This window comes from Cellulosilyticum lentocellum DSM 5427 (assembly GCF_000178835.2).
GTDB lineage: Bacteria > Bacillota > Clostridia > Lachnospirales > Cellulosilyticaceae > Cellulosilyticum > Cellulosilyticum lentocellum.
Map to the genome: position 1 here is coordinate 2469256 of NC_015275.1, position 24581 is coordinate 2493836.

22 protein-coding genes are annotated in these 24581 nt (G+C 32.7%); 4 read left to right on the forward strand and 18 right to left on the reverse strand.

Annotated elements, in window-relative coordinates; translation table 11 throughout:
- Window positions 1-176: 176 nt before the first annotated feature.
- From CLOLE_RS11320 to CLOLE_RS11330, 4 genes are all read right to left on the reverse strand, one after another.
- Window positions 177-962 (reverse strand): hypothetical protein, encoded by a 786-nt coding sequence (locus CLOLE_RS11320; RefSeq protein WP_013657249.1) that lies wholly within the window; start codon window positions 960-962, stop codon window positions 177-179.
- Window positions 949-1116, reverse strand: a complete 168-nt coding sequence (locus CLOLE_RS23010) for a hypothetical protein (RefSeq protein ID WP_157864057.1) — start codon at window positions 1114-1116, stop codon at window positions 949-951. Before CLOLE_RS23010 ends, CLOLE_RS11320 begins: the two co-directional genes overlap by 14 nt.
- Before the next feature lie 110 nt (window positions 1117-1226).
- Window positions 1227-2642, reverse strand: a complete 1416-nt coding sequence (locus CLOLE_RS11325; protein ID WP_013657250.1) for an MATE family efflux transporter — start codon at window positions 2640-2642, stop codon at window positions 1227-1229.
- A 209-nt stretch (window positions 2643-2851) separates the two neighbouring features.
- Entirely contained in the window at window positions 2852-3478 is a 627-nt protein-coding gene (locus tag CLOLE_RS11330) for a cytidylate kinase-like family protein (protein ID WP_013657251.1), read from the reverse strand.
- Window positions 3479-3706: 228 nt separating this feature from the next.
- Between CLOLE_RS11330 and CLOLE_RS11335 the strand changes: the two genes are divergently transcribed.
- Both CLOLE_RS11335 and CLOLE_RS11340 read left to right on the forward strand, forming a co-directional pair.
- Window positions 3707-5245, forward strand: a complete 1539-nt coding sequence (locus tag CLOLE_RS11335) for an ATP-binding protein (protein WP_013657252.1) — start codon at window positions 3707-3709, stop codon at window positions 5243-5245.
- Window positions 5217-5930, forward strand: a complete 714-nt coding sequence (locus CLOLE_RS11340; protein ID WP_013657253.1) for a response regulator — start codon at window positions 5217-5219, stop codon at window positions 5928-5930. The genes CLOLE_RS11335 and CLOLE_RS11340 overlap by 29 nt, the downstream gene beginning before the upstream one ends.
- Window positions 5931-5960: 30 nt before the next feature.
- Here the strand turns inward: CLOLE_RS11340 and pyk are convergent, their stop codons facing one another.
- The 7 genes from pyk to CLOLE_RS11375 form a co-directional block, all read right to left on the reverse strand.
- Entirely contained in the window at window positions 5961-7700 is a 1740-nt protein-coding gene (pyk, locus tag CLOLE_RS11345) for a pyruvate kinase (RefSeq protein ID WP_013657254.1), read from the reverse strand.
- A 274-nt stretch (window positions 7701-7974) separates the two neighbouring features.
- The gene (locus tag CLOLE_RS11350) at window positions 7975-9054 is read right to left on the reverse strand and encodes an HD-GYP domain-containing protein (RefSeq protein ID WP_013657255.1); all 1080 of its coding nucleotides are present in this window, start codon (window positions 9052-9054) and stop codon (window positions 7975-7977) included.
- Window positions 9055-9214: 160 nt separating this feature from the next.
- Window positions 9215-10087: a tRNA 2-thiocytidine biosynthesis TtcA family protein gene (locus CLOLE_RS11355; protein ID WP_242825743.1), complete on the reverse strand. Its 873-nt coding sequence runs from the start codon at window positions 10085-10087 to the stop codon at window positions 9215-9217.
- On the reverse strand, window positions 10071-11192 hold the full coding sequence (locus tag CLOLE_RS11360; protein ID WP_013657257.1) for a cysteine desulfurase family protein: 1122 nt from the start codon (window positions 11190-11192) through the stop codon (window positions 10071-10073). The genes CLOLE_RS11355 and CLOLE_RS11360 overlap by 17 nt, the downstream gene beginning before the upstream one ends.
- A gap of 166 nt (window positions 11193-11358) precedes the next feature.
- Window positions 11359-13584, reverse strand: a complete 2226-nt coding sequence (gene pflB / locus CLOLE_RS11365; RefSeq protein WP_013657258.1) for a formate C-acetyltransferase — start codon at window positions 13582-13584, stop codon at window positions 11359-11361.
- 208 nt (window positions 13585-13792) lie between these two features.
- Entirely contained in the window at window positions 13793-14257 is a 465-nt protein-coding gene (locus tag CLOLE_RS11370) for a methylglyoxal synthase (RefSeq protein ID WP_041713699.1), read from the reverse strand.
- Between the two features lie 80 nt (window positions 14258-14337).
- Window positions 14338-16851 (reverse strand): 3'-5' exonuclease, encoded by a 2514-nt coding sequence (locus CLOLE_RS11375; protein ID WP_013657260.1) that lies wholly within the window; start codon window positions 16849-16851, stop codon window positions 14338-14340.
- Window positions 16852-16981: 130 nt separating this feature from the next.
- On the opposite strand from CLOLE_RS11375, the gene CLOLE_RS11380 reads away from it, so the two are divergent.
- A complete protein-coding gene (locus tag CLOLE_RS11380; protein WP_013657261.1) occupies window positions 16982-18145 on the forward strand; it encodes a class I SAM-dependent methyltransferase in 1164 nt (387 codons plus the stop codon).
- Window positions 18146-18149: 4 nt separating this feature from the next.
- The gene (locus CLOLE_RS11385; protein ID WP_013657262.1) at window positions 18150-19157 is read left to right on the forward strand and encodes a ribonuclease H-like domain-containing protein; all 1008 of its coding nucleotides are present in this window, start codon (window positions 18150-18152) and stop codon (window positions 19155-19157) included.
- 37 nt (window positions 19158-19194) lie between these two features.
- On the opposite strand, the gene CLOLE_RS23810 is transcribed toward CLOLE_RS11385, so the two are convergent.
- The 7 genes from CLOLE_RS23810 to CLOLE_RS11415 all read right to left on the reverse strand — a co-directional run bounded on the left by CLOLE_RS23810 (window position 19195) and on the right by CLOLE_RS11415 (window position 24564).
- Entirely contained in the window at window positions 19195-19317 is a 123-nt protein-coding gene (locus CLOLE_RS23810; protein WP_013657263.1) for a hypothetical protein, read from the reverse strand.
- 24 nt (window positions 19318-19341) lie between these two features.
- Entirely contained in the window at window positions 19342-20124 is a 783-nt protein-coding gene (locus tag CLOLE_RS11390; protein ID WP_013657264.1) for a CheR family methyltransferase, read from the reverse strand.
- Window positions 20125-20133: 9 nt separating this feature from the next.
- Window positions 20134-20976: a 4-hydroxy-3-methylbut-2-enyl diphosphate reductase gene (gene ispH / locus CLOLE_RS11395; protein ID WP_013657265.1), complete on the reverse strand. Its 843-nt coding sequence runs from the start codon at window positions 20974-20976 to the stop codon at window positions 20134-20136.
- Between the two features lie 12 nt (window positions 20977-20988).
- On the reverse strand, window positions 20989-21660 hold the full coding sequence (gene cmk, locus CLOLE_RS11400; RefSeq protein ID WP_013657266.1) for a (d)CMP kinase: 672 nt from the start codon (window positions 21658-21660) through the stop codon (window positions 20989-20991).
- Window positions 21661-21664: 4 nt separating this feature from the next.
- Window positions 21665-22036: a chorismate mutase gene (gene aroH / locus CLOLE_RS11405; protein ID WP_013657267.1), complete on the reverse strand. Its 372-nt coding sequence runs from the start codon at window positions 22034-22036 to the stop codon at window positions 21665-21667.
- Window positions 22037-22058: 22 nt separating this feature from the next.
- Window positions 22059-22970, reverse strand: coding sequence for a MurR/RpiR family transcriptional regulator (locus CLOLE_RS11410; protein WP_013657268.1), 912 nt, complete (start codon window positions 22968-22970; stop codon window positions 22059-22061).
- A gap of 178 nt (window positions 22971-23148) precedes the next feature.
- Complete coding sequence (locus tag CLOLE_RS11415) at window positions 23149-24564, reverse strand: oxaloacetate decarboxylase subunit alpha (RefSeq protein WP_013657269.1); 1416 nt, start codon at window positions 24562-24564, stop codon at window positions 23149-23151.
- Window positions 24565-24581: the final 17 nt, after the last annotated feature.

The following is a 24581-nucleotide window of genomic DNA, read 5'->3' on the forward strand; positions in this document are numbered from 1 at the left end:
CGTTGTTTCTTTCTCATTTTACATGATAAAACATCATCTTTCAATGTCTACCGGGTACTTGTGACATATAAAAACAAAAATTAATACGAGATGAACTGATCTAAGAGAAAAAGATAACCCAATTGGTAAAGGAATAGCAGTATAGAAATATACTGAACACATTTCCCCTTCCCCCTCTATACTTCTATTACGCGATAAATAAAATTCTCACTTTCATACTGAGTCTCATTTTGAAATGCACCTAAAATTTTGAAGCCTTCTTTTCTAAAATACTGTATGCTTACCTTTTTTTCTTGCTCAGAAAGTTCATCTAATTTTCCATATATACTTATTACTTTAGGAACATCTTCCTTTATTTCTTTTAATAATTCATACAAGCACTTTAGCTTAAATCCACTATTTTCATCCATCCAACTTATTAATTGGCATAACTGAATCAATTCTCCTCTCTTATCTAAATAAAGTTCTCCTGTCTTTTCAAGTGCCGTATAAGCATTTTCCTTTTTTATTCGGAGTTGATACCTTTGATAGTCATTTTTTTGTTGGCTTTTTTCAAAAATTACCATATCGTTAATTTCTTTGCCATCTAATTGCTTTGAATAAAACGGATAATAAAATGCCATATTATGATGTAATTCAAAAGAAAAACGTACAAAAAAGGAAGATATATTCCTTTGCTGCTGATGATAATACATAATGGATTCATAAAGATATAAAGTATCATTATAATTATGCAATTCTACCGTTAATTTACTAGATAAAAAAGACTTCATACTCTTTTTAGCCAAAAGTTGTGCCTCACAATTTTGATTACAAAAAGAACATACTTTACTATGCCAACCTCTTTCACCTATACTGAATCTTTGTAAATAAGTAGGTACTCCTAGATTCTCTTGGTCATTTCCCCAAGAATAACCATCTAAATAGAGCATTCCTTTATCATAAGGCTTAAAAAATTGCATCTGTTGCATCTGATTTATTAATACTACGTATTGCTGATTTAAATATTTCCTCGCCTTTTTTTAAACGCTCAATATCATCACTTATTTGCATCAGTATGTCATAAGGGCATCTTCCTAATTTCTTTTTCATATAGCAAGCCAATAGCTTATGCATTTTATTTCACCATTTCTATAAGTACTCTATTTATTTTATGAACCACTTATCATTCATTATGCCTTGATTAGAAAAGCATTTACTTTGCCTCTCCCATTATCGTATCTAATTTAAACTCTTTCTATTTCCTTGTTTATTCTCCAAAAACAAAGTTGATATCGCTTACAAATATCTCGAATCACTATGCCAGCTACAACTACCGCCATTATCCCTACTAAAATATTACTAACCATCATAACAATTCCTACACTTTTGCTACCAATTTGAGTAAATTGTTGTAACCCCCATAAAATTGGAATACGAAATACAAATACCCTACAAAAATTAATCAGTAATGTTAGTTTAGTATAACCAAAACCATATAGTAGAGCCATAACAGCTGCATTTATTCCTAAAGGAATGGCACCAAATGCTTCAAAACTATAGACTTCTTCAATAAACTGCCTGAATACAAGATCATTACCTGCAAATAGACCACTTAAAACATGAAGAAAACCAGTAGTTAAACCATAACCAATGCATCCAATAATCGTATTAATGACAAATAACTTTTTAAAGGCATCTAAAGCACGGTCTAATTGATGCGCACCTATATTCTGACTAATAACGGCTGCGCCCCCTTCTTGAAAACCATTTTGAGGCATAGTAGTTAAGCCTCCCATATTATTCGAAATACCTAATGCCCCTACTGTTAAAACACCATAAGCCGTACTCATAGAGTTAATAACGACTTTTCCAAATTGAAATGCAACCTTTTCAATAATAACCGGTATGGATAGTCTTATCATAGGTTTTGTCACCTTGCCTTTTAAAGTAATACTTTTAAAAGAAAAACTAAAAATACTGTGACGGTCTAACATGTGATAGATGGCACATCCAAACATTGCTAGTTGTGATATTAAAGTAGCCACTGCAATCATTGTAATGCCTGACTTAAGCGCATAAATAAAAAATGCCGTTAGTGATAATTTAATAACGATAACTCCAAAATTTAAATATAAAATACGTTTTGAATTACCTCGGGCTCTTTCAATAGCTATGTAAACATTATTAAAGAAACTAACAACCATTCCCATTAACTCAATTTTAAAATACTGGCTCCCTAAATCAATAAGCTCATTTGGTGTATTGGCTAGCTTTAAAAGAGGTGTTGTAAACGGCAAAATAAAAAATAAAACGCCTAACCCTAGTATACCGCATAAGCCAAATAAACTACTCACTCTTGCCTTAACTAGGTCATAGTCACCTGCCCCATAAGCTTCACTTATTTTGAGACTTGCACCTACAGCTAACCCACCACCAACAGCTGTTAACATTAAATTAATTTGAGATAAATAAGCAACTGCAGAAACAGATTCGCCGCTAATATGAGAAGCCATCATAGAGTCTAAAATCTTGAAAATTTGATTTAAACTTTGATAAAGTGCTAATGGTACACAAACATGAAAAATAACACGCCACATATTTCCTGTTAAAGCAAACTCTCTAAACTTTTTGTCTTTAGTAGATAGTTTTGATTCTCCCATCTTGTTCCCTTCTTTCAAGTCATCATTTTGTTATACTGAAGCCTATTGTAACTGAAAAACAATTTGTATTGAAGTAGCTCACCTAACTAATATCAACTTTTGTTGAAAACCTTACTCGTTTTATCTATTTTTATCGAAAAACATACAAAAAGAAGCAGCTAAGGAAATATTCTTATACTGCTTCTTTTTGTATGTTCTAAATTTTACTTTTACTCATCTGGACATTTTATATCGATATAAGCTTTTACTAAGGCCACACACTGTTCTCTCTTTAAGCTACTACTATTAATACACAAATCATAATTAGCAGCATCATTCCATTCTTTACCCGTAAAGTAACGATAATATGCTGCTCTTCTTTTATCCGTTGTTTGAATAAAATTCTTAACATTCTTCTTCGAACAGACCTTCATTTGTTCTACTGTCCGAATACAATCTTCTAAAGGTGCATGTACGTATATTCTAATGACATTATTCATATCTTTTAAAATATAATCTGCACAACGTCCAATAATAACACAAGATTCTTTTTCTGCTAACTGTTTAATCATCTTAGCTTGATAATTAAACAAATTCTCATTAGAGATAAAATCATCGCGATCTGGTGGAATAATTTCTCCTTTATACACATTTTTAGCCACATTAAATAATAGGTTATTCTTAACCTTTTCGTCTGCATTAGCAAAAAGGGCTTCGTTAATACCACTTTCATCTGATGCTAATCTTAATAATTGACGATCATAAAAACTAATCCCCAGTTCATCAGCTAATAATTTACCTATGGCACGCCCACCACTACCATAGCCTCTGGCGATTGTTATAACAAAGTGTTTCATGACTATCCCCCCAATTTAATAAACTATTGGATTTTTCAAACATCTATTGCTTAAACTTATTATAAAGCCTTTGGAGATAGAAAACAAGATTTGCCTATTCTTAACGTTATATTTATTGATTAGTTTTGGCATTTTTGTAAGAGATATAGTATAATAAAACATAATATTTGCATCAACTAAAAACAATATTATAAGAACTGTAGATTACATGCAGAGAAAGGATTTTATATGAGTGTCCTGCGTAATAGTATCAAAACATTTAGTCTCTTAGTGGGTGCTACACTTCTAGCTTACCTTTATACTAAGGTAACTGCAAATCATACAAATGTAGCTATTATTTATATACTAGCTATTTTTTTAACAGCACGTTTCACATCGGGATACTTTTGGGGAATATTAGCTTCTATTATTGGAGTTGTTGGAGTCAATTACTTTTTTACATATCCTTTTTTACAAATTGATTTTACAATTAATGGCTATCCTATTACATTCTTAGGTCTACTGACTATTGCATTCATTACAAGTGGTATGACAGCTCATGTTACAGAACGTAATAAAATTATTTCCGAACGTGAAGAAATGACACATAAACTTAATGATATTAATAATCAGCTATTGATAAGTGATCATGTGGATCAGATTATAGAACTTACTTTAAATACAGTAATCGATTTTACTAAAAGCTCAGTTATTTTTCATAAAACTGATCCTTTAAAAAAAATAAATTATATAGAAAAACTTTATTCTGATGAAGATCGTGAGATGTTAACAACCCCCCATGAACTAGAAAGGGCACATTGGGCCTTTTCTAAGGTACAAAATTCAGACTTTTCATCATCAGATATTGCCTATGGCAGCGGTCTTTATCTTCCACTGATTTCTCATGAACACATTTGGGGGGTTATTGGTATTTATCATTTTCCTACTACTCTCTATAAAAATAATACATTGACTTTATTAAAGCTCATGCTTACACAAGTAGCTATGGCTATTGAACGTCAGCATTTAGTGGATGAACATCATCAACTAGCATTGGAGACAGAAAAAGAAAAAATGAGAGCCAATTTACTTCGTGCTGTATCTCATGATTTGCGTACTCCTTTAACAAGTATTATTGGTGCTGGAGCAACTTATTTGGAAAATAAGACTTACTTAAATGATGAAGAACAAGACGACTTAGTTAAACATATTCTTGAAGATGCTAATTGGCTTCTTCATATGGTTGAAAATTTACTATCTATCACTCGTATTAAAGAAGGTCAAGTTAAAGTGAATAAAACACCTGAACCATTAGAAGAAGTGGTCTCTGAGGCTATTTTAAGATTAAAAAAGCGTTATCCTAAAAGCAATGTTAATGTTAAAGTCCCTGATACTTTTTTAATGATTCCTATGGATGCTACACTTATTGAACAAGTGATTCTCAACTTGTTAGAAAATGCCCTTAAATATGCTCATAGTAAAGAACCTATTGAGCTTATTGTAACGGATGATACTACTTATGTAACCTTTAGAATTATTGATCATGGCATAGGATTAGCTGAAGAACAGTTAGAAGGTATTTTTGATGGAAATGCTCTTAATCCAAAAGCTCAAAGTGATTCTTCTAAAGGTATGGGAATAGGCTTATCTATTTGTAAAACTATAGTTTGCGCTCATGGTGGAAAAATTTCTGCTCAAAATCATATTGCTGGTGGTGCTGAATTCATCTTTACACTACCAAGCCAAGGAGGAAATATTCATGAACAAAACATCTATACTCATTGTTGAAGATGAACAAAATATTTGTAATTTCATTGCTACAACTCTTAATGCCCATGAATATAAAACATTAAGATGTCAAACAGGTAAGGAAGCACTGGCTATTATCCCTTCACACTGTCCAGATCTTATTTTGCTAGATTTAGGCCTACCTGATATGGATGGGCTAGAGGTATTAACTTCTGTACGCGAATGGTCTTCTACGCCTATTATAGTCATTTCAGCTAGATCACAGGAAGCAGAAAAAGTTCAAGCCCTTGATTTAGGGGCAGACGACTATATTACCAAACCCTTTGGCACTTCTGAACTTTTAGCAAGAATTCGTACAGCTATTCGCCATAGCTTAAAGATCAGTAAAACCAATCAAGGTGCTAATATTTTCAAAGCTAGTGATTTAACCATTGATTATGATAAGCATATGCTCTTAGTTGGAGATGAAAAAGTTCACCTCACCCAAATTGAGTTCAAGCTCATTTCTCTTTTAGCACAACACGCAGGTAAAGTACTTACTTATGACTATATGATAAAAAAAATCTGGGGGCCATATGCTGGTAGTAATAATCAAATCCTACGTGTTAATATGGCTAATATTCGAAGAAAAATTGAACAAAATCCAGGCGATCCTAAGTACATTTTTACAGAAGTAGGTATTGGTTACCGTATGATAGAAGAAGAAGGAGAAAGCACACATTAAAATAGTGCTTTCTCCTTCTTCTTTTATCAATTAATTACATGAAACTACGCCCGTTTCTCCATCTAATGTGACAATTGCTCCAGATTTTAATATTTCAGTTGCTCCCTGTGCCCCCAAAATAATAGGAATGTCTAAGCTTAAACTAACAATAGCCGCGTGTGAATTCATGCCATCTTCTTCTATAATTAAGCCAGCAGCTTGTTTAAGTTCTTCTATAATATGATTACTTGTTTTAGGCATTACTAAAATATCTCCCGGTTTAAAATCATTTTTCACTTCTTCTTCATCTTTACAAACACATAAGCTGGCACAAACAGTCTTATGAATCATTCCTCTCCCCTTTAAAAGAATATGTCCTATGACTTGTACCTTAATAAGATTGGTCGTTCCAGCTATACCTAAAGGTACTCCGGCTGTTAATACCACAATTTCTCCTGGCTTTACATAGCCTACTCTTTCAACTGCTTCAGCAGCATGCTCAAATAAGTCATCTGTATTTTTTTCTTCTTTTATAAGTAATGGCATGACACCCCATGATAAATTAATTTGTCTACAAACATATTCATATGTGCTACAACCAATAATGGGACAATCCGGTTTATACTTTGCAATCATTCGAGCAGTTTTACCAGATTTTGTTACTGTAATAATAGCTGCTGCATTAATATCATGTGCAGTTGTGCAAGTAGCATGAGAAATAGCGTTAGTTACATCGGGATTAGTCAAACAATCTCTATTTTTAAAACGCTGTCTATAATTAATATCTTGTTCTGCTCTTTCTGTAATTTTAATCATTGTTTGTAATGCTTCAACTGGATATTTACCTGCCGCTGTTTCGCCTGATAACATAATAGCACTGGTTCCATCATAAATAGCATTGGCAACATCTGTAACTTCTGCACGTGTAGGTCTAGGATTTTTCATCATAGAATCTAACATCTGTGTAGCAGTAATAACAGGTTTCTCTGCATTACATACCTTGCTAATAATTTTCTTCTGAATAACTGGAATTTCTTCAATAGGTACTTCTACCCCTAAATCTCCTCTGGCTACCATAATACCATCTGATACACGAATAATATCATCTATATTTTCAATACCTTGTCTATTTTCTATCTTAGCAATAATATTAATGGTATTACATTGATAATCACTTAGTATTTTCCGAATCTGTATAATATCCTCAGCTGTTCTTGTGAAAGAAGCGGCTATAAAGTCTACACCTTGCTCAATTCCAAATACAATATCTGAGTAATCTTGCTTGCTGATAAAAGGCATAGATAAATGAGCCCCTGGAATATTAACTCCCTTATGACTAGATAAAATTCCCCCATTTTCAACATGACAAATAATATCTTTATTTGTTTTACTGGTTACTTTAAGTTCAATAAGCCCATCATCTAATAAAATCGTCATGCCTTCTGAAACATCCTTAATAAGTTCGTTATAGGTAATTGATACTTTTGTTTCATTTCCTTTAAGTGCTTCTGTTGTCAATGTAAAAACTTGATCCTTTTTAAGCTCTACTTCTCTTTCCTCAAAATCACCAATACGAATTTCAGGCCCTTTTGTATCTAATAATAAAGCAACTGGTAAATTCAGTTCTTGTCTTAACTTTTTCACTAATGAAATAGTTTGTTGATGTTTTTCGTAAGTACCATGTGAAAAATTGATACGCGCAACATTCATACCTTCAAGCATTAACTCTCTTAATATTTGTTCATCATCTGTAGCAGGTCCTAGTGTACAAACTATTTTCGTTTTTCTCATCTTTTCATCCTTCTTGTTATAATAATTTATTATATTATTAATTTTCATGGAATTATATCATATGTTTTTGAATGTCTCAATAGAACGAATTTATCCTTAACATTTTCTTGATGTTGGTTTTAAATTAATTATTTATAAGTTTTATATAAATTGAGGAGAGAAAATCCTTGTGTTTGATTTATTTATATCTTCTTAAACTGTTCGCGAAACACAATTATTAGACAATTAATAAAAGGATATCTAACTGATACCCTTTTATTAATTGTCTAACTACTTATAAAATAGCTCTAATATGAAGACCTGGACGTTGTGACAAATCTATAAATTGCTGTGAGACTTGTACGACTGGTTTTGATAGCGCCGCTTTGTTAATCATAATCACTCTCGCTTTTTGTCCATTACTCAGATACACATCATGATTAATATAGGATTCAGATGTACGCTCTAAAAAAGGAAGCAAAAATTTAGGATCGAATTTTTGCAATCCATCGGATTCGAAAAGTTCTATAACATCAAATGGACAAAGCCCTGCTCTATAGACCCTGTTAGCTGTCATTGCATCGTATACATCAGCTACTGCTACAATCTTAGCAAAATCAATGATTTGCTCACTTTTCAAACCATCTGGATATCCTGTACCGTCACATTTTTCGTGATGCATTAGTGCAGCCAACTTAATACGTTCATCAATATTTTGTTTCTTTAAAATTTCATATCCCCTATAGGCATGAGCTTTAACAGTAGTAAATTCTTCTGCTGTTAGTTTACCAGGCTTTGTAATCAATTTCTTAGGAATGCATAACTTCCCAACATCATGTAGCAGTCCACATAAACTTAATAGATAGTTATCTTCCTTCGAGAAATTGAGCCACCCTCCAATAACATGACAAATCAATCCTACATTCAGGGAGTGTACATACGTTAAATCATCATACTCTCGCATACACTGTAGCATTTCAAACATACTTGATCCCGTTACATTTTGAGCTAGTAATCGATCTAGTTCATGTGTCAATTTAGGAATATTAATTTCTTTATTATTAGTAACAACTTCATTAATATCCTTTCTGAATTCATCAACTGATTTAGAAAAATCAACCTGAAAGCTCTTAAATGTTTTAGTCTGTCGAACACGATCTAAATAAGTCATTTGTTCATCAACAAATATGTCTATTTCTTTTCTATAATCATAAACACCTATTTGATTAACACCATGAAGCTTTAATTTTATAATGATTCTAGGAGTCAATGCGGTATCTTCAGTAACAAGCAAAAGTCCCATACTATCATAGATATTTTCTGCTATCGTCATATTGGCTCTGGCATAGTGTATAGGTATCTTTCTAATCTGCATATCTTCCTCCCATTCACGATGTATAGATTCAATCTTACATTTATTTTATACTTTTCAAAATTAAACTTCAATAAATTTAAGTTTTTCTATTTAAAATCCACTTTATATAAAACAAAAATAGACATATATTGCCTATAAGTAGCAATATATGTCTATTTTATTAATCATTTTCATTTAGTATTTTCTCATAATCATCTAAGAATTGGTAGGATTTTTCTTTTTTATGATATCCAATAACAGTTTCTAAATTAATGTCATGTACACTTCTAAAAATATTCATTTCAATATGAGGATTAATTTGCCTAAATTTCTTAATTAGATTTTTCATTTCTTGACGCTTAGATCCTCCTCCTTGCCCACTTACACTGCAGTGTTCAGTTAAGCGACAAGCACATTGAATAAAACTTAATTCATTGTATCGCACCCATGCAACAATATCTGCTTCTTTAACTAAGTAAAGTGGTCTAATAAGTTCCATACCTTCATAATTAGTACTATGAAGTTTTGGCATCATCGTTTTAATTTGCCCACTATAAAGCATACTCATCAAAATAGTTTCTATTACATCATCAAAATGATGCCCTAATGCAATCTTATTACATCCCAAGTCTTTAGCTTCTTTATATAAGTAACCTCTTCTCATTCTGGCACATAAATAGCAAGGTGTATCCTCAACTTCAGCTACCACATCAAATATAGGTGATTCGAAAATAGTAATAGGAATATTTAACAGCTTTGCATTATCTTCTATTACTTTTCTATTATAAGGATTATAACCAGGATCCATAACCAAGAACACTAACTCAAACTTAACTTGCCAATGCCTCTGAAGTTCCTGCATGCACTTAGCTAGGAGCATTGAATCCTTACCACCGGAAATACATACAGCTATTTTATCTCCATTCTGAATAAGGTTATAATCATTAATACCATTTACAAAACGCTTCCATATCTCTTTACGATATTTTTTTATAATACTTTTTTCTATTTCTTTATATTTTTCCATTATTTCATCCTTACTTTTTAAGTTCATTATAGCATTGTTCAAAAATCTGAATAAAAGCTTCTACTTCTTCCTCTGTTGTCAAGTAGCTTAAACTAATCCTTAATGTAGCCAGTGCTCGTTTACGGTCTTTTGTTAAAGCATAAACTGGACGTGAAGGTGTATTAGCTGTAGAACAAGCAGATTTTGTTGAAACAAAAACCTCTCTATCCGCTAGTTTCTGTTGAAACACATAAGGTTTAATGCCTTTAATACTCAAATTCAAAATAAAAGGTGAGGCTGCTTCAGGACTATTAACCATAACATCATTATATCCTTTTAGCTTTTTTCTTATCAACTGATTTAACATCATTACCTTATTATAATATATCTTTTGATCTTCTTTTATTAAATGTATTGCCTTTTCAGCTGATAAAATAAGAGCAGCTGTAGGTGTTCCGCTACGATAGGTTGTTGTACTAATACCGCCGTGAATCAATGGCTCTATATGAATTGTTTCCTTTTTAATAAGAATACCTATACCATGTAATCCAAAAAATTTGTGAGGTGCTAGTGTTATTAAATCAACCTTTTCTAAATCCACTTGTATTTTTCCTATAGCTTGCGTTGCATCTACATGAAAATGACAATTAGGATACTCTGAAATCATTTCCCCTAAGTCTGATATATCTTGACAAACACCTAACTCACTATCAACAGCACCAATAGAAACTAAAATAGTATCAGGTCTTAATAGCTCTTTTAAGTGATCTGTATCTACTTTACCATTAGGTAACAGATCAACATAATCAATTTCATAACCTTGCTGCTCCAAATAAAGCATAGGCCCAGTTACAGATGAATGTTCTAAATAAGTAGTAATCATATGCTTTCCATAACGTTTATATTCATTAACTATTCCTTTAATAGCTAAATTATTGGCTTCTGTTGCTCCAGAAGTATATATAATTTCTTCTGGTTTAACCTTTAGATAGCTAGCTATCTTTTCTGTTGCTTCTGTAATAGCTAATTTTGCTTCTTTTCCCAACTTATGGCCTGCATTAGGATTAGCTACATAAGTTTTTGTTGCTTCACAGAAGGTTTTCAATACTTCCTCTCGTACAGGTGTATCTGCTGCATAATCTAAATAAATCATTTTAGTTCCTCTCTTACGCTTAGTAACTTTAAATTACTTCTGCTTTAAATCATACGTTTCTTCTAGATTTTTGTCAATCTACTTATAGATCCCTCTAAATATCCTGCATACTAAAAGCGCTAGCAGATTATCTACTAGCGCTTTTGAAATTGCTTCATTTTTAACCTTACATTTTTTCATGGAAAGTACGGCTAAGAACATCTAATTGTTGTTCTCTTGTAAGCTTAATAAAGTTTACAGCGTATCCTGATACACGAATTGTAAGTTGTGGATATTTTTCTGGGTGATCCATTGCATCAAGTAATACTTCTTTATTAAGAACGTTTACGTTGATGTGTTGTCCTGTTTGGCCAAAGTAACCATCTAGGATACCTACCATATTTGTAATACGGTCTGCTTCATTATTACCAAGTGTTGATGGTACTAATGAGAATGTATATGAAATACCATCATTAGCATGTTCGAATGGTAATTTAGCTACTGATGCACATGCTGCAAGAACACCTTTTGTTTCTCTACCATTCATTGGGTTTGCACCTGGTGAGAATGGCACACCAGCTTTACGTCCATCTGGAGTAGATCCTGTTTTCTTACCATATACTACGTTTGATGTAATTGTAAGAACAGATTGTGTGTATACAGAGTCTCTGTATGGTGTGTGTTTTCTGATTTCTTGCATGAAGTCTTCTACTAATGATACAGCAATTGAGTCAGCACGGTCGTCATTGTTTCCGTATGCTGGGTATTCCCCTTCGATTTCGAAGTCAATTGCAATACCTTCTTCGTTTCTGATAGGTTTAACTTTAGCATGTTTAATAGCTGATAATGAGTCAGCTGCTACTGCAAGACCTGCAATACCACATGCCATTGTTCTTAAAATGTCTGTATCATGAAGTGCCATTTCAATTCTTTCGTAAGCATATTTATCATGCATGAAGTGAATGATGTTAAGGGCATCTGTGTAAACTTTAGCAACCCATGCTTTAGTAATTTGGTAGTTTTTCATTACTTTATCGTAATCTAAGTATTCATCACCTGTCATTGGCTCGATACCTGGTACTACTTTGATACCAGTTTTTTCATCTACCCCACCATTGATTGCATAAAGTACAGCTTTAGCAAGGTTAGCACGAGCTCCAAAGAATTGCATTTGTTTACCAATTCTCATTGGAGATACACAACAAGCAATACCGTAGTCATCACCAAATTGTGGTCTCATTAAATCATCGCTTTCATATTGGATAGCTGATGTATCAATAGATACTTTTGCACAGAAGTTTTTGTAACCTTGTGGGAAATGTTCACTCCAAAGTACTGTTAAGTTTGGTTCTGGAGCTGGTCCAATGTTATAAAGTGTGTGAAGGTAACGGAAACTATTTTTAGTTACAAGTGAAGCACTCATATCTTCTAACATACCACCAAGTGATTCTGTTACCCATGTTGGGTCTCCTGAGAATAATTCGTTGTATTCTGGCGTTCTAAGGAATCTGATGATACGAAGTTTCATGATAAATTGATCAATGATTTCTTGAACTTCTTGTTCTGTAAGTTTACCTTCTTGTAAATCTCTTTCTGCATAAATATCAAGGAATGTAGATGTACGTCCGATTGACATAGCTGCACCATCTTGTTCTTTAGTTGCTGCAAGATAAGCTAAGTATAACCATTGAGTCGCTTCTCTAAAGTTTTCAGCTGGTCTAGATAAATCAAATCCGTACATTTGGCCTAATTCTTTAAGTTCATTTAAGGCTTTGATTTGTTCTGCTAATTCTTCACAGTCTCTCATTGTTTCTGCTGTAAATACTTTAGAACGTTCTTCTTTATCTTTCATTTTGAATTCGATTAATTTATCGATTCCGTAAAGAGCAACTCTTCTGTAATCACCAATAATACGTCCACGACCGTAAGCATCTGGAAGACCAGTAACAACACCTACTTTACGTGCTGTACGAATATCTTTATTGTAAACATCGAATACACCTTGGTTATGTGTTTTTCTGTATTTTGTAAAGATTTCTTTCATTTCTGGATCTACTTCATAGTCGTATGCTTTTAAAGCATTTTCTACAACTCTCATCCCACCAAATGGATGACAGCTTCTTACAAGTGGTGCATCTGTTTGAAGACCAACGATTTTTTCTTTGTCTTTATTAATATAACCTGCTGCATGAGAAGTGATTGTTGCTACTGTTTTAGTATCTGCAAAACAACCTCTTTCTCTTTCTTTTACCATAAGTTCACTAAGTTCATTCCAAAGATCTAATGTGTCTTGTGTAGGACCAGCTAAGAAACTATCGTCACCTGTATATTCTGTATAGTTGTTAACGATGAAATCTCTTACATTAATTTCGTTTTCCCATGCACCTGATTTGAAATTTCTCCAGTATGTCATATGCACTGTAGAAGTGATTAGCCGATTGACTGACCTCTTCTACTTCACCCCCTTTGAAGTAATTTATAATGTCAATTAATTAAGTATAGATAATTTTTGTATACAGTATACATAAATTATCTATACTTATGTTATCATAGAAGGCATTATTTGTGCAATAGAAAGTACTAATTAACAATAATTTTAAATTAATAGAATCATCTATTATTTACTTTAATTCTTCCTTGTTTGCATAGGCTTGTGTACGCGAATGAATGCGCTTTGCGTAGTCAATAATCTTGCGATCATAAGTTTCTACCATTAATGGAGATTGGATTAAAAAGTCTGCTGTCGATTGATTAGTTGCTACAGGGATATCATAAAGTGCAGCAATACGAAGCAAGGCTTTTACATCAGGATCATGTGGTTGTGATGCAAGAGGATCCCAAAAGAAGATCATAAAATCTATTTTGCACTCTACAATACGACAACCTATTTGTTGATCTCCGCCTAGTGGACCACTATTAAATGCAGTAACAGGTAAATCTGTTTCTGCAGCAATAAGCTTAGCTGTGGTACCAGTCCCACATAGAAAATGCCTACTCAATTTATCCTTATTATTTTGTACCCATTCGATAATATCTCTTTTTCTATTGTCATGAGCAATAAGTGCTATGCTTTTTTGTTTTTCCATTTTTACAATCTTATAGTCTTTATCCACTTTTCTTCTCCTTATTCATTTCCTTTATTTGCTTCATTTTTTTACTATTTACATTATATCGTATTTTTCGATATTCCTCCATATCTTTTCAGCGTTTTATAGTCCTCACTAATCTGATCAATAAAAATGCTTTTTGGTGCTTCTTGATGATAAGAAATATACAGTTTCTTTTTGGCTCTTGTAAGCGCTACATAAAAAAGCCTCATTTCTTCTCCTAATTGGTGTTCCTTAAGACTCCTGTAAGAAGGAAAAGTTTTATCATTACATCCTGCAATATACACTTCATCAAATTCTAAGCCTTTGGCTTGATGTACTGTAATAATAGGAATACGCCCTTTAAATAAATCACTTTGTTCTATTTCACTATAATGTAATGCTGAAAAAGCTAATAGATTAATAATGTTATCTTCATACGAAAGTGTTTGGTCCTCTAGTTCATTGATGATGCGATATAAATTTCTGATGGTTTCAATCTGAGATGAATGATAATAGCCTTTAAAATCACACTCATTCATTAAGAAGGTTAATCCATCAGTTAAATTGTGTGTTAATAAATAACTTTTGATAGTAGCTAGCTTTTCTCTGTATTCATTGACATAACAGCCATAAGCTTCTATCTTTTCTAAGCGTTCCTGCTTTTTCTCTTCGATATGCTTTAAAAGATGGCTAAGCACTTCACTGGTAGCCAAAATATCTTGCATGGCATTATGTGTAGGTATTGTTTCTGTTACAATCAATTTTGAGAGTGTTTCTAATTTGTGATTACTTAACTTAGGATAAACCTTATAAGCCAAATCTAAAGTATCATATACTTGATATTCTCCTATAGGCTCTAACTTATAACGACTCATCATACTTTTGATAATCTGCAAATCATAATTCACATTATGCCCTACAAGAACTGCACCTTGAATAAAATGAACGAACTGCTTTAAGGCTTCCTTCGGTTCCATTCCTTCTTTTTGTAATAGATCATCAGAGAACCCATGAACATAATACGACTCTCCAACCGACTTTGTCGGTTTTAATAAAATATCAAGCTGATCTACTACACCTTCTTTACCATAACGAATGGCTGCAATTTGAATAACATCATCTTTAATTGTTGATAACCCCGTAGATTCTACATCTAGTACAACAATGTTATTATGAGTATATGCCTCAAATAAAATAGTATAAGGATCTTTTGAATCACTTTTAAACCAATCATGAAGATACATATAACATGATTTTGAGTTTCTTAACTCTCCTAATAACCAATTAGGCATATTTAAATAAGGATGTTGTCCTAACTTCAATAAAGCATGGCCATTTCTGTCATTTATACTATAATCATAAAAAGCTAATAGCTCCTTGACTTCTTTCTTTCTGAAAAACTTAGTATCTTCTATAACTGTACATTCAATCCCTCTTTTATTAAAGGAATAGGCAATTTTCTTTGCATATTCGTTGGTTCTAGTAAGTACTGCTATACTATTGGTATTTTCCATACTTTCCTTAATAGCTATTTCTAATAAACTGATTTCTTCTTCTTTTGTTCCTGCCTCTAGAATTGTAATCTTTTCTCCTTCATTACTTGCCTTAGCAATACATTGCATAGGATATAACCTACTACTAGAAATATAGCCATTAGCAGCTTCTAAGAGATTTTTAGTAGAACGATAATTAATCTTTAGATGAATTTCTAATGGACTAAAGTCCCGTCTGTATTCTGCCGTCATTTGATGAGGATTAGAACCTCGCCATTCATAAATGGTTTGATTAAAATCTCCAAATAAAGAAAGCTGTCTGCCAGCTAATAATTTTAAGATATCATACTCTCTACTACTAGTATCCTGCATTTCATCAACCTGAATCACATCGTATTGTTTTCTCCATTTAGCTAATATTTCCGGCTGTTCTAATAAGTATTTTGCCTCCACAATAAGATCCATAAAGTCAATACAATTATTTTCTAACAAATAACGTCTATACGTATTTAAGAGCTTTAAACCAAAACGTCTTAAAAATGAATCTTCTCTTCTTCTCCCTAATTGTCCTAACTGGTCTTGAGACTTAAAATAATCTTCTACAATCATCTTATAATGATAGCGTTCTTCTAGTGGAAAAGTTAAACTATGCCTTTTTATATTTTCAAAAAAACTTATGATTTGTTGATAATATACAGAGTCATCATTAAGCTTATTAGTTTGTATAATCTTTTCTATAATCGCTAAGCTATCCGCTTCATCAATTAGCGTACATGGAAAGGAAAAGTGAGAGTTCTCTTTTTCATGGTTAATAAGATGATAACAAAACGAATGAAAAGTTTTAATCGTCATCTTTTTTATTTGTTCGGGTATGTAAAGCTGAATACGCTCTTTCATTTCCTTAGCTGCTTTATTGGTAAAGGTTAAACACAGAATTTTTTCCGGTTCTTGTTGATGCTGTACTAAATAAGCTGTACGTAAGGCAATTACTTTTGTTTTACCTGTTCCTGCTGGTGCCAGAACTAATAGGTTTTGATCTAATGTATCCACTACTTGCTTTTGTTCATTATTTAATGCTCTATAGTCTGCATCAAACATACTTTCACCTCTTTTCCTTAGTATTATAGCACAGCTATTTAGCTGTAGCTAATTATTGCTATCACTATGAATTTATGCTATAATTTGCACCATAAAATTCTAATATTTTACAAAGATAACGGAGAAATTTATGAATACATTAATAGACCTTATTTCACAGGTAACAGAAAATCAGACTTTTATTCGTTGCATATGGAGTAATCCACGTCAAACGTCTGACTGTAAAAAAATTGTTATGCGACCTATACTGATTAAAGAAACTTTATTTTATCAAATATCCAAAACAATAGGTACCAAAGAATATCATCAAAATCTTTCTTTAGCTGAACTCCAAATTTGGATTCCTGAAAACTGTCACATTTTCAAACAGTTTCAACTCTTCACTACAACTGAAGACTACCATGCTTTAATTAATAAGAAGGGAAAAGCCACGATAAAAAAATCTCCACCTAGTTTAACTCTTCCTGCTTCTCTTTCTCATAATAGACAAAAAAAATATATTTTAGACACGCCCTCTTCTATGCCTTTTTTAAAAGAACTGGGACTCATGGATGACCAGGGGCAAATTAAGCCTTCAAAATATGATAAATATAAACAAATTAATCGTTACCTAGAAATAGTAGCTGATAGTATTACCGAAGTACCTGAAAAAAAGCTACGTATTATTGATTTTGGTTGTGGAAAATCTTATTTGACCTTTGCCTTATATCATTATTTAACTGTTCTTTTAGAAAAGGAAGTAGAAGTGATTGGGCTTGATTTAAAAGCAGATGTTATTGCCTTCTGTAATGACTTAGCCAAAAAGCTTGGTTATACAAAACTTTACTTTCAAGTAGGTGATATTGGAAAATATACAACCAATCAACCCATAGATATGGTAGTTTCCCTTCATGCTTGTAACATAGCAACAGATGCAGCTCTTGAAAAAGCTATTCGTTGGGGAAGTAAGATTATTCTCGCCGTTCCTTGTTGCCATCATGAAGCCTATACGCAAATTCAGAATGATGACTTAAATCCTATTTTAAAGCATGGGATTTTAAAGGAGCGAATTGCAGCCCTTGTAACAGATGGACTTCGTGCACAAATTTTAGAAACTGTTGGTTATAAAGTAAATATGATTGAATTCATCGATATGGCACATACACCTAAGAATATTTTAATCAAAGCTATTCTAAAGAAAAACTACCAGTTTGATTCTACTGCTTATAAAGACTATCAAGATGCCTCACATATGCTTCATCTAGACTTAAGCCTTGCTAATATGCTAAATGACCTTCTAGATAAAGAGGTGTAAAATAATGTTCCCTCCCCTACTTCATAAAAAACATTTTTTACTTGATATAGAAACAAGTGGTTTGAATAAGCACATAGATTACATTGTTTGTATTGGCGTTACCTTTCTCAATGAAACTGATGAACTAACTCACCATCAATGGATGCTTCAATTACCAGAAGAAGAAAAGGAAATTTTAAGCTGTTTTTTAGAATTTACTCAAAGGTTTTCTCACGTTTATACCTACGGTGGTAAGCATTTCGATTGGCCCTTTCTATTAGCCAGATGTGCTTTTCACCAACTCAACCCATCCATGCTCCAAAGTCTTCACCTTATTGATATGAAAAAAAGTTTACAACACTTTGGTGCTACTAGGATTAACTTAGAAGATGCTTTAGGTGTTATACGTCATTCTACTACTTCTGGAAAAGCTTTAGTTAAAGTTTATAGGACTTATCAAGCCTGTGGTGAAACTATTTATAAAACGATTATTTTGGCTCATAACAAAGATGAACTCTCTGCTCTATTAAGTTTTTATGAACTTTATCAAACACTCTATCATCTAAAGCATTTTCACTTCATTGATACGCTAAAATCATCTGTCTCTTTGGATTTTTCTGCGAAGGTGCCTTACCTCTTTACTACGAACTTCCAAGGTTGCTATAAGAATATAACCTTATGTTGGGAATCAGGAACACAAATACTAGGTATTAAAGTAGCATTTTCCTATCTTAAACTAAAGCAGTATCTTACGCCTTATAAGGACTACTATTATATTCCTTCTCAAGGACAGCTACTTCATCGTACACTTGCGCATTTTGTAGCTTCATCAGATAAGAGAAAAGCTACTAAAGAAGAATGTACTATATACAAAGAAGATGATTACATTCCTCTTTATACAACTTATAAGCTTGATATTCCTATTTGGTATGATTCAGTTAATAGCCCTTATCTAAGAGTAAATGATTTTTCTGCCTCTATTTTAGCAGCTCAAGTCTTTTACTTACTTTTTTCCAACAAAAAAACTTCTTAAGTATAAGGGCATTTCCTTTCTTAAGAAGTTTTTAATTTTATTCAGCTTTACTTTCTTGCTGTTGTTCTTGTTCCTTTGAAGCCTTAATGAATGCACCTAATTCTTTAATTGCTTCATCCCATGTTTTAGGCTTTTTGTCTAATTGATTGTCCTCACTCACTTGATTTACTCCTTTTAATCATTCCTACTTTTTTGATTTGCTTTTTTGATAGAAAAAAATTTTATTAGGTTCAAATCCATAATCTTGACACATAATAATTTGTTCTGTACTTCCTACAAATAAAATTCCTTCATCCACTAAAGCTTCATTGAATTTATGATAAATCTCTTTTTTAGCTTCTTCTGTAAAATAAATAAGTACATTACGGCAAACAATAAGATCCATTCCTATCGGATAAGGGTCTTTTAACAAATTATGTTGCTTAAAAGTGATACACTTTTTTATCTGATCAGAAATACGATAACCACCATTTTCTTCTTTTATATATAAGTCCCTAAATGTTTTGGGCATATTAGTCATATTACGATTGGTATAAAATCCCTCTTGTGCTTTAGCCAATACTTCTTTATCAATATCTGTAGCCAGAATTTGAATCTGATTAAGTGGCACTATTTTAGAAAGTACCATAGCTAAAGAGTACGGTTCATCTCCTGTAGAACAAGCCGCACTCCATATTTTAAGTGTTCGCTTCTTTTCTAATAAAAGTGGAAAAATATGTTTCTCTAAAATGTCCCATTGTGAAGGATTTCTAAAAAACTCCGTTACATTAATAGTTAAATAAGCCACAAAATCTTCAAGTACCTTGCGGTCTTTCTTTAACACATGTAAGTATTCATCGTAACCTGAACATAAATGCTTTCTAATAAGCGCATCTATTCGCCTCTTCATTTGATTCTCTTTATAAGCTGACAGGTCAATTCCTGTTAAAATTAAAACCTGTTCTTTAAACCCCTCATAGTTCATCATTCTACCCCTTTAGTGTGTTATTTTTTCTAAAAAACTAATCACTTCTTGAATGACAGAGGCAGGCGTAGATGCCCCTGCTGTAATTCCTATTTTTTCACAGTCATTAAATAGTTCTGACATTAGCTCACTTACATCTCCTATAAAATAACTTTTATCACAGTGTCTTTGACTCAATTCAAAAAGCTTCAAAGAATTAGAACTCTTTTTACTTCCTAAAACAAGCATCACATCTACCTGTTTAGCAATTTCTACCACTTCTTCTTGTCTTTCTTTAGTAGCATTACATATAGTATTAATGTATTCAAAATCAATGCCTTTTTCCTTTAATACACCTACTATCTCATCTACTACCTGCTTTTTATAAGTAGTTTGAGCCACTAAAAGGTATTTTTTATTTGTATGTTCTAACTGAAGCTCATTTAAAGCTTCTTTATCTTTTACGATAAAACAACTTTCATTAGCCCATCCATTAATCCCTTGAATTTCAGGATGATCTTTATTTCCTGCTATAATAATCCCATAGCCCTTTTCAAAATACTGTTGTACATAACGGTGAATCTTTTTTACATAAGGGCAAGTTGCATCTACAATTGCTATCCCCTTTTCTTTGCCTTCTATATAAACTTTAGGACTAACACCATGAGAACGAATAATCAAATTCTTAACTGGTTCATCTCCTATGGTCTCAATTGGCTTTATCCCTTTATCTTCTAATGACTTAATAACTACCTCATTATGAATAATAGGCCCATACGTATAAGTCCCTTGACTACTTGCATATTCAAACGCCATATCAACAGCCCGCTTTACACCAAAACAAAATCCAGCTGTTTTTGCAATAATAATTTCCAACTATCTACCCTCCTATAAACGTCTCTTTAATAAATCTATAATTTGTTTTACAATTTCATCAATTGTCATATAAGTTGTATCTACTTCTATTGCATCTTCGGCTTTTTTTAAAGGCGAAATCTTACGATGAGAATCTTGATAATCTCTTTCTTTAATTTCAACTTTTAATGTTTCTAAACAAGGCTTTTCACCTTTTTGTACATACTCCTTATATCGTCTTTGAGCCCTTTCTTCTACAGATGCGGTTAAAAAGATTTTTAATGTCGCATGAGGTAATACAACTGTTCCTATATCACGTCCATCCATTACAACTGATGTGCTCTTAGACATCTCTTGTTGCATTTTAACAAGAGCCTTACGTACTGCGGCATAAGTAGCTACTTTAGATGCAGCAGCCGCTACTTGATTATTTCGAATAAGTAAACTTATATTTTTTTCATTTAGAAAAATTTGTTGTCCCTCTTCTTCTAAAGTAAGTTTTAAATGCAATTCACTTAAGGCCTGTTCTACCTGTTCTTCATTAGCATAGTCAATCCCTTGACTAATACAATAGTAACCAACTGAACGATACATAGCTCCTGTATCAATATAAATACACTGCAGTTGGTTTGCTAACTCCTTTGCAATACTACTTTTCCCTGCGCCTGCAGGTCCATCTATGGCAATTGAAAATGTGCTCATCATATTTCTACTCCTTATTCACTAAATCCGGCCTTAAATTAGTCGCTTTTCTTAAATATTGATGTTTTACAGTCTTTTTGCTCAAATGTGCTGCATCTACTAAAACATCTACACGTATACATTGATTAAGCGAATTAACTACATACATCTCCTGAAAACACATAAGTGATGCTTCTGTAATTCCTAGTACTCTAGCAGCTACTGCTGGATATGCTGCATCCAAATCTTTAGTACAACTAAAATGCAATTGGATAAGTTCATCTAACCTAAGCTCATTATTCTTTAAAATAGCTTCTAACATCTCATGAGTTGCTTCCAAAATAGCTTCTCTTGTATTTTCTTCTACTGTAATCGCACCACGTATGCTTACCAAGCTCATTATATCCCCTCACTTTAATTCATTAATCAAATTTTTCTTTTTGTTCTTCTTGAGGTACAGTCCACAAATCCCGTTCGGTATCGTCATATACTTCATATTCTACCCATATATTTTCCAGTTTCTCAAGGTTAACTGATATTTCATCTTTTTTACGTAAACTAATAGCCACAATAATAGCATTAATAATACTTAGAGGTGCTACTAAAGAATCTACAAAGGAAACCATCTCACTACATCCTATAAGTGCATAATCGGAATAGCTGGCAATAGGAGAAATATAACTATCTGTAATAGCAATAACAGTTGCTTTTTTGCTTTGTGCAAACTCTAAACACTTCATAACACGCTTTGAATATCTTGGAAAACTAATCCCAATCACAACATCTTTTTCATCTATACGGTGAATGCCTTCAAACATTTCACTAATACTATTTGTATTAATCACTTTAATATTATCAAATATAATATTAAGATAAAAACCTAAAAAGCTAGCAAGTCCAGCACAACTTCTTACTCCTAATACATAGATCGTTTTAGCACCTATTATTTTTTCAACGGCTTGATTAAACGCTTCATTGTCTATTTGTTCTCTCGTATAACGAATTTTCTCCTCATCCATTTGAAGAACGCTTTTCAGTACTTCATTAGTATTAATACGGTCTGTAGTCACTTCTAAACGTTGCATAGCCGTTAACTTACTTTTTACTAATTCTTCTAATGCATCTTGAAATTTTGGGTAACCATCATAGCCTAATTCATTAGCAAATCTTACAACGGTTGATTCACTTACGCCTACAATTGAACCTAATTTAGCTGCTGTTAAAAACACAGCCTTTTCATAATGTTCTAATATATAATTGGCAATTAATTTTTGACCTTTACTTAACTTTGGCATATTCTTTCTAATCCTATGGATTAAATCATTCTTACTCATTTTATAAGCCCTTCCTTAGCCTTCTCGCCTAAATAATATTTTTAATCTATTATATCATATCTTGATTACAAAATAAATTAATACCCTCTTTATTTTACATAGTTTTGCGCCCATAGCAAAGGGGTAACTGAAAGTTTATAAACTTTCGGTTACCCCTTTTAATAATAAAGTATCTTATTTATACTGGATAAGCCGCATTTTTTGTATCTGCAACTTGCATATCTACCTTTGTTTGTTGTGCTTCTCTGTACTTGAAGAAATCAGTAGCTACTTGTGGGAATAAAGCATATGATAAAACATCCTCGTCTTGTTGTTTATACATAGCCATCTCTTTTTCAAGCTTATCTAATTCTGGTTCGAGAAGATCGGCTGGTCTACAAGTAATGCGTTTTTCGTCTCCAATAATCTTCTTAACAATTTCATCTGAAATAGGTACAGGTGTTTGACCATATTCACCTCTTACAATACCTTTTGACTCCTTTGAAACCATTTTATAGCGCTCGCCAGCAAGTACATTTAGTACAGCTTGCGTACCAACAATTTGACTTGTTGGGGTAACAAGTGGTAAATAGCCAAAATCTGCACGTACTCTTGGAATCTCTTTTAATACTTCATAATATTTATCTTCAGCATTTTGCTCTTTTAATTGTGATACAAGATTAGAAAGCATGCCTCCTGGTACTTGATAACGTAATGTATTAATATCTACTTCTAATACTTTTGTACTCATTAACCCACTAGCAAGAGCTTCTTGACGTATAGGTCTAAAGTATTCAGTAATTTCACTAAGCGCTTCTGAATTAATCCCTGTATCATAAGGTGTACCTTCAAAAGTTTTAACAAGTACTTCTGTTGCTGGTTGTGAGGTTCCCATAGCAAGTGGAGACATAGCTGTATCAATAATATCACAACCTGCTTCAATCGCTTTCATGTAAGTCATTGCTGCAACCCCACTTGTATAGTGTGTATGAAGTTGAATAGGCAATGTTGGGACCGCTTCTTTAAGAGCACTTACTAGCTCTGCTGCACGATAAGGTACTAATAATCCTGCCATATCTTTAATACAGATAGAATTAGCACCCATTTCTTCTATTTCTTTTGCTAATCCAACATAATAATCAATGGTATGTACATCACTAATCGTGTAAGAAATCGCAACTTGTGCATGGGCTTTTTCTTTATTAGCTGCTTTTACAGCCGTTTGTAAGTTACGCATGTCATTAAGTGCATCAAAAATACGAATGATATTAATACCATTAGCTACACTTTTTTGTACAAAGTATTCTACAACATCATCGGCATAGTGACGATAACCTAAAATATTCTGACCTCTAAATAACATTTGAAGTGGTGTGTTAGGTGCCTGGTCTTTAATTTTACGAAGTCTTTCCCATGGATCTTCTTTTAAAAAGCGAAGACAAGCATCAAAGGTTGCACCGCCCCATACTTCAAGTGCATGGAATCCTACTTTATCCATTTTAGATACAATAGGTAAAATCTGCTCTGTTGTCATTCTCGTTGCAATTAAGGATTGATGGGCATCACGAAGTGTTGTGTCCATGATTTTAACTGGTCTTGGATTAATATTAGCCATCTTATAACCTCCTATAT

Bases quoted from the DNA above. Each gene is read 5' to 3' on its own strand.
- CLOLE_RS11320 (WP_013657249.1), bottom strand. From the start codon at position 962: ATGCAATTTTTTAAGCCTTATGATAAAGGAATGCTCTATTTAGATGGT.
- CLOLE_RS23010 (WP_157864057.1), bottom strand. From the start codon at position 1,116: ATGCATAAGCTATTGGCTTGCTATATGAAAAAGAAATTAGGAAGATGC.
- CLOLE_RS11325 (WP_013657250.1), bottom strand. From the start codon at position 2,642: ATGGGAGAATCAAAACTATCTACTAAAGACAAAAAGTTTAGAGAGTTT.
- CLOLE_RS11330 (WP_013657251.1), bottom strand. From the start codon at position 3,478: ATGAAACACTTTGTTATAACAATCGCCAGAGGCTATGGTAGTGGTGGG.
- CLOLE_RS11335 (WP_013657252.1), top strand. From the start codon at position 3,707: ATGAGTGTCCTGCGTAATAGTATCAAAACATTTAGTCTCTTAGTGGGT.
- CLOLE_RS11340 (WP_013657253.1), top strand. From the start codon at position 5,217: ATGAACAAAACATCTATACTCATTGTTGAAGATGAACAAAATATTTGT.
- pyk (WP_013657254.1), bottom strand. From the start codon at position 7,700: ATGAGAAAAACGAAAATAGTTTGTACACTAGGACCTGCTACAGATGAT.
- CLOLE_RS11350 (WP_013657255.1), bottom strand. From the start codon at position 9,054: ATGCAGATTAGAAAGATACCTATACACTATGCCAGAGCCAATATGACG.
- CLOLE_RS11355 (WP_242825743.1), bottom strand. From the start codon at position 10,087: ATGAACTTAAAAAGTAAGGATGAAATAATGGAAAAATATAAAGAAATA.
- CLOLE_RS11360 (WP_013657257.1), bottom strand. From the start codon at position 11,192: ATGATTTATTTAGATTATGCAGCAGATACACCTGTACGAGAGGAAGTA.
- pflB (WP_013657258.1), bottom strand. From the start codon at position 13,584: ATGACATACTGGAGAAATTTCAAATCAGGTGCATGGGAAAACGAAATT.
- CLOLE_RS11370 (WP_041713699.1), bottom strand. From the start codon at position 14,257: ATGGAAAAACAAAAAAGCATAGCACTTATTGCTCATGACAATAGAAAA.
- CLOLE_RS11375 (WP_013657260.1), bottom strand. From the start codon at position 16,851: ATGTTTGATGCAGACTATAGAGCATTAAATAATGAACAAAAGCAAGTA.
- CLOLE_RS11380 (WP_013657261.1), top strand. From the start codon at position 16,982: ATGAATACATTAATAGACCTTATTTCACAGGTAACAGAAAATCAGACT.
- CLOLE_RS11385 (WP_013657262.1), top strand. From the start codon at position 18,150: ATGTTCCCTCCCCTACTTCATAAAAAACATTTTTTACTTGATATAGAA.
- CLOLE_RS11390 (WP_013657264.1), bottom strand. From the start codon at position 20,124: ATGATGAACTATGAGGGGTTTAAAGAACAGGTTTTAATTTTAACAGGA.
- cmk (WP_013657266.1), bottom strand. From the start codon at position 21,660: ATGATGAGCACATTTTCAATTGCCATAGATGGACCTGCAGGCGCAGGG.
- aroH (WP_013657267.1), bottom strand. From the start codon at position 22,036: ATGAGCTTGGTAAGCATACGTGGTGCGATTACAGTAGAAGAAAATACA.
- CLOLE_RS11410 (WP_013657268.1), bottom strand. From the start codon at position 22,970: ATGAGTAAGAATGATTTAATCCATAGGATTAGAAAGAATATGCCAAAG.
- CLOLE_RS11415 (WP_013657269.1), bottom strand. From the start codon at position 24,564: ATGGCTAATATTAATCCAAGACCAGTTAAAATCATGGACACAACACTT.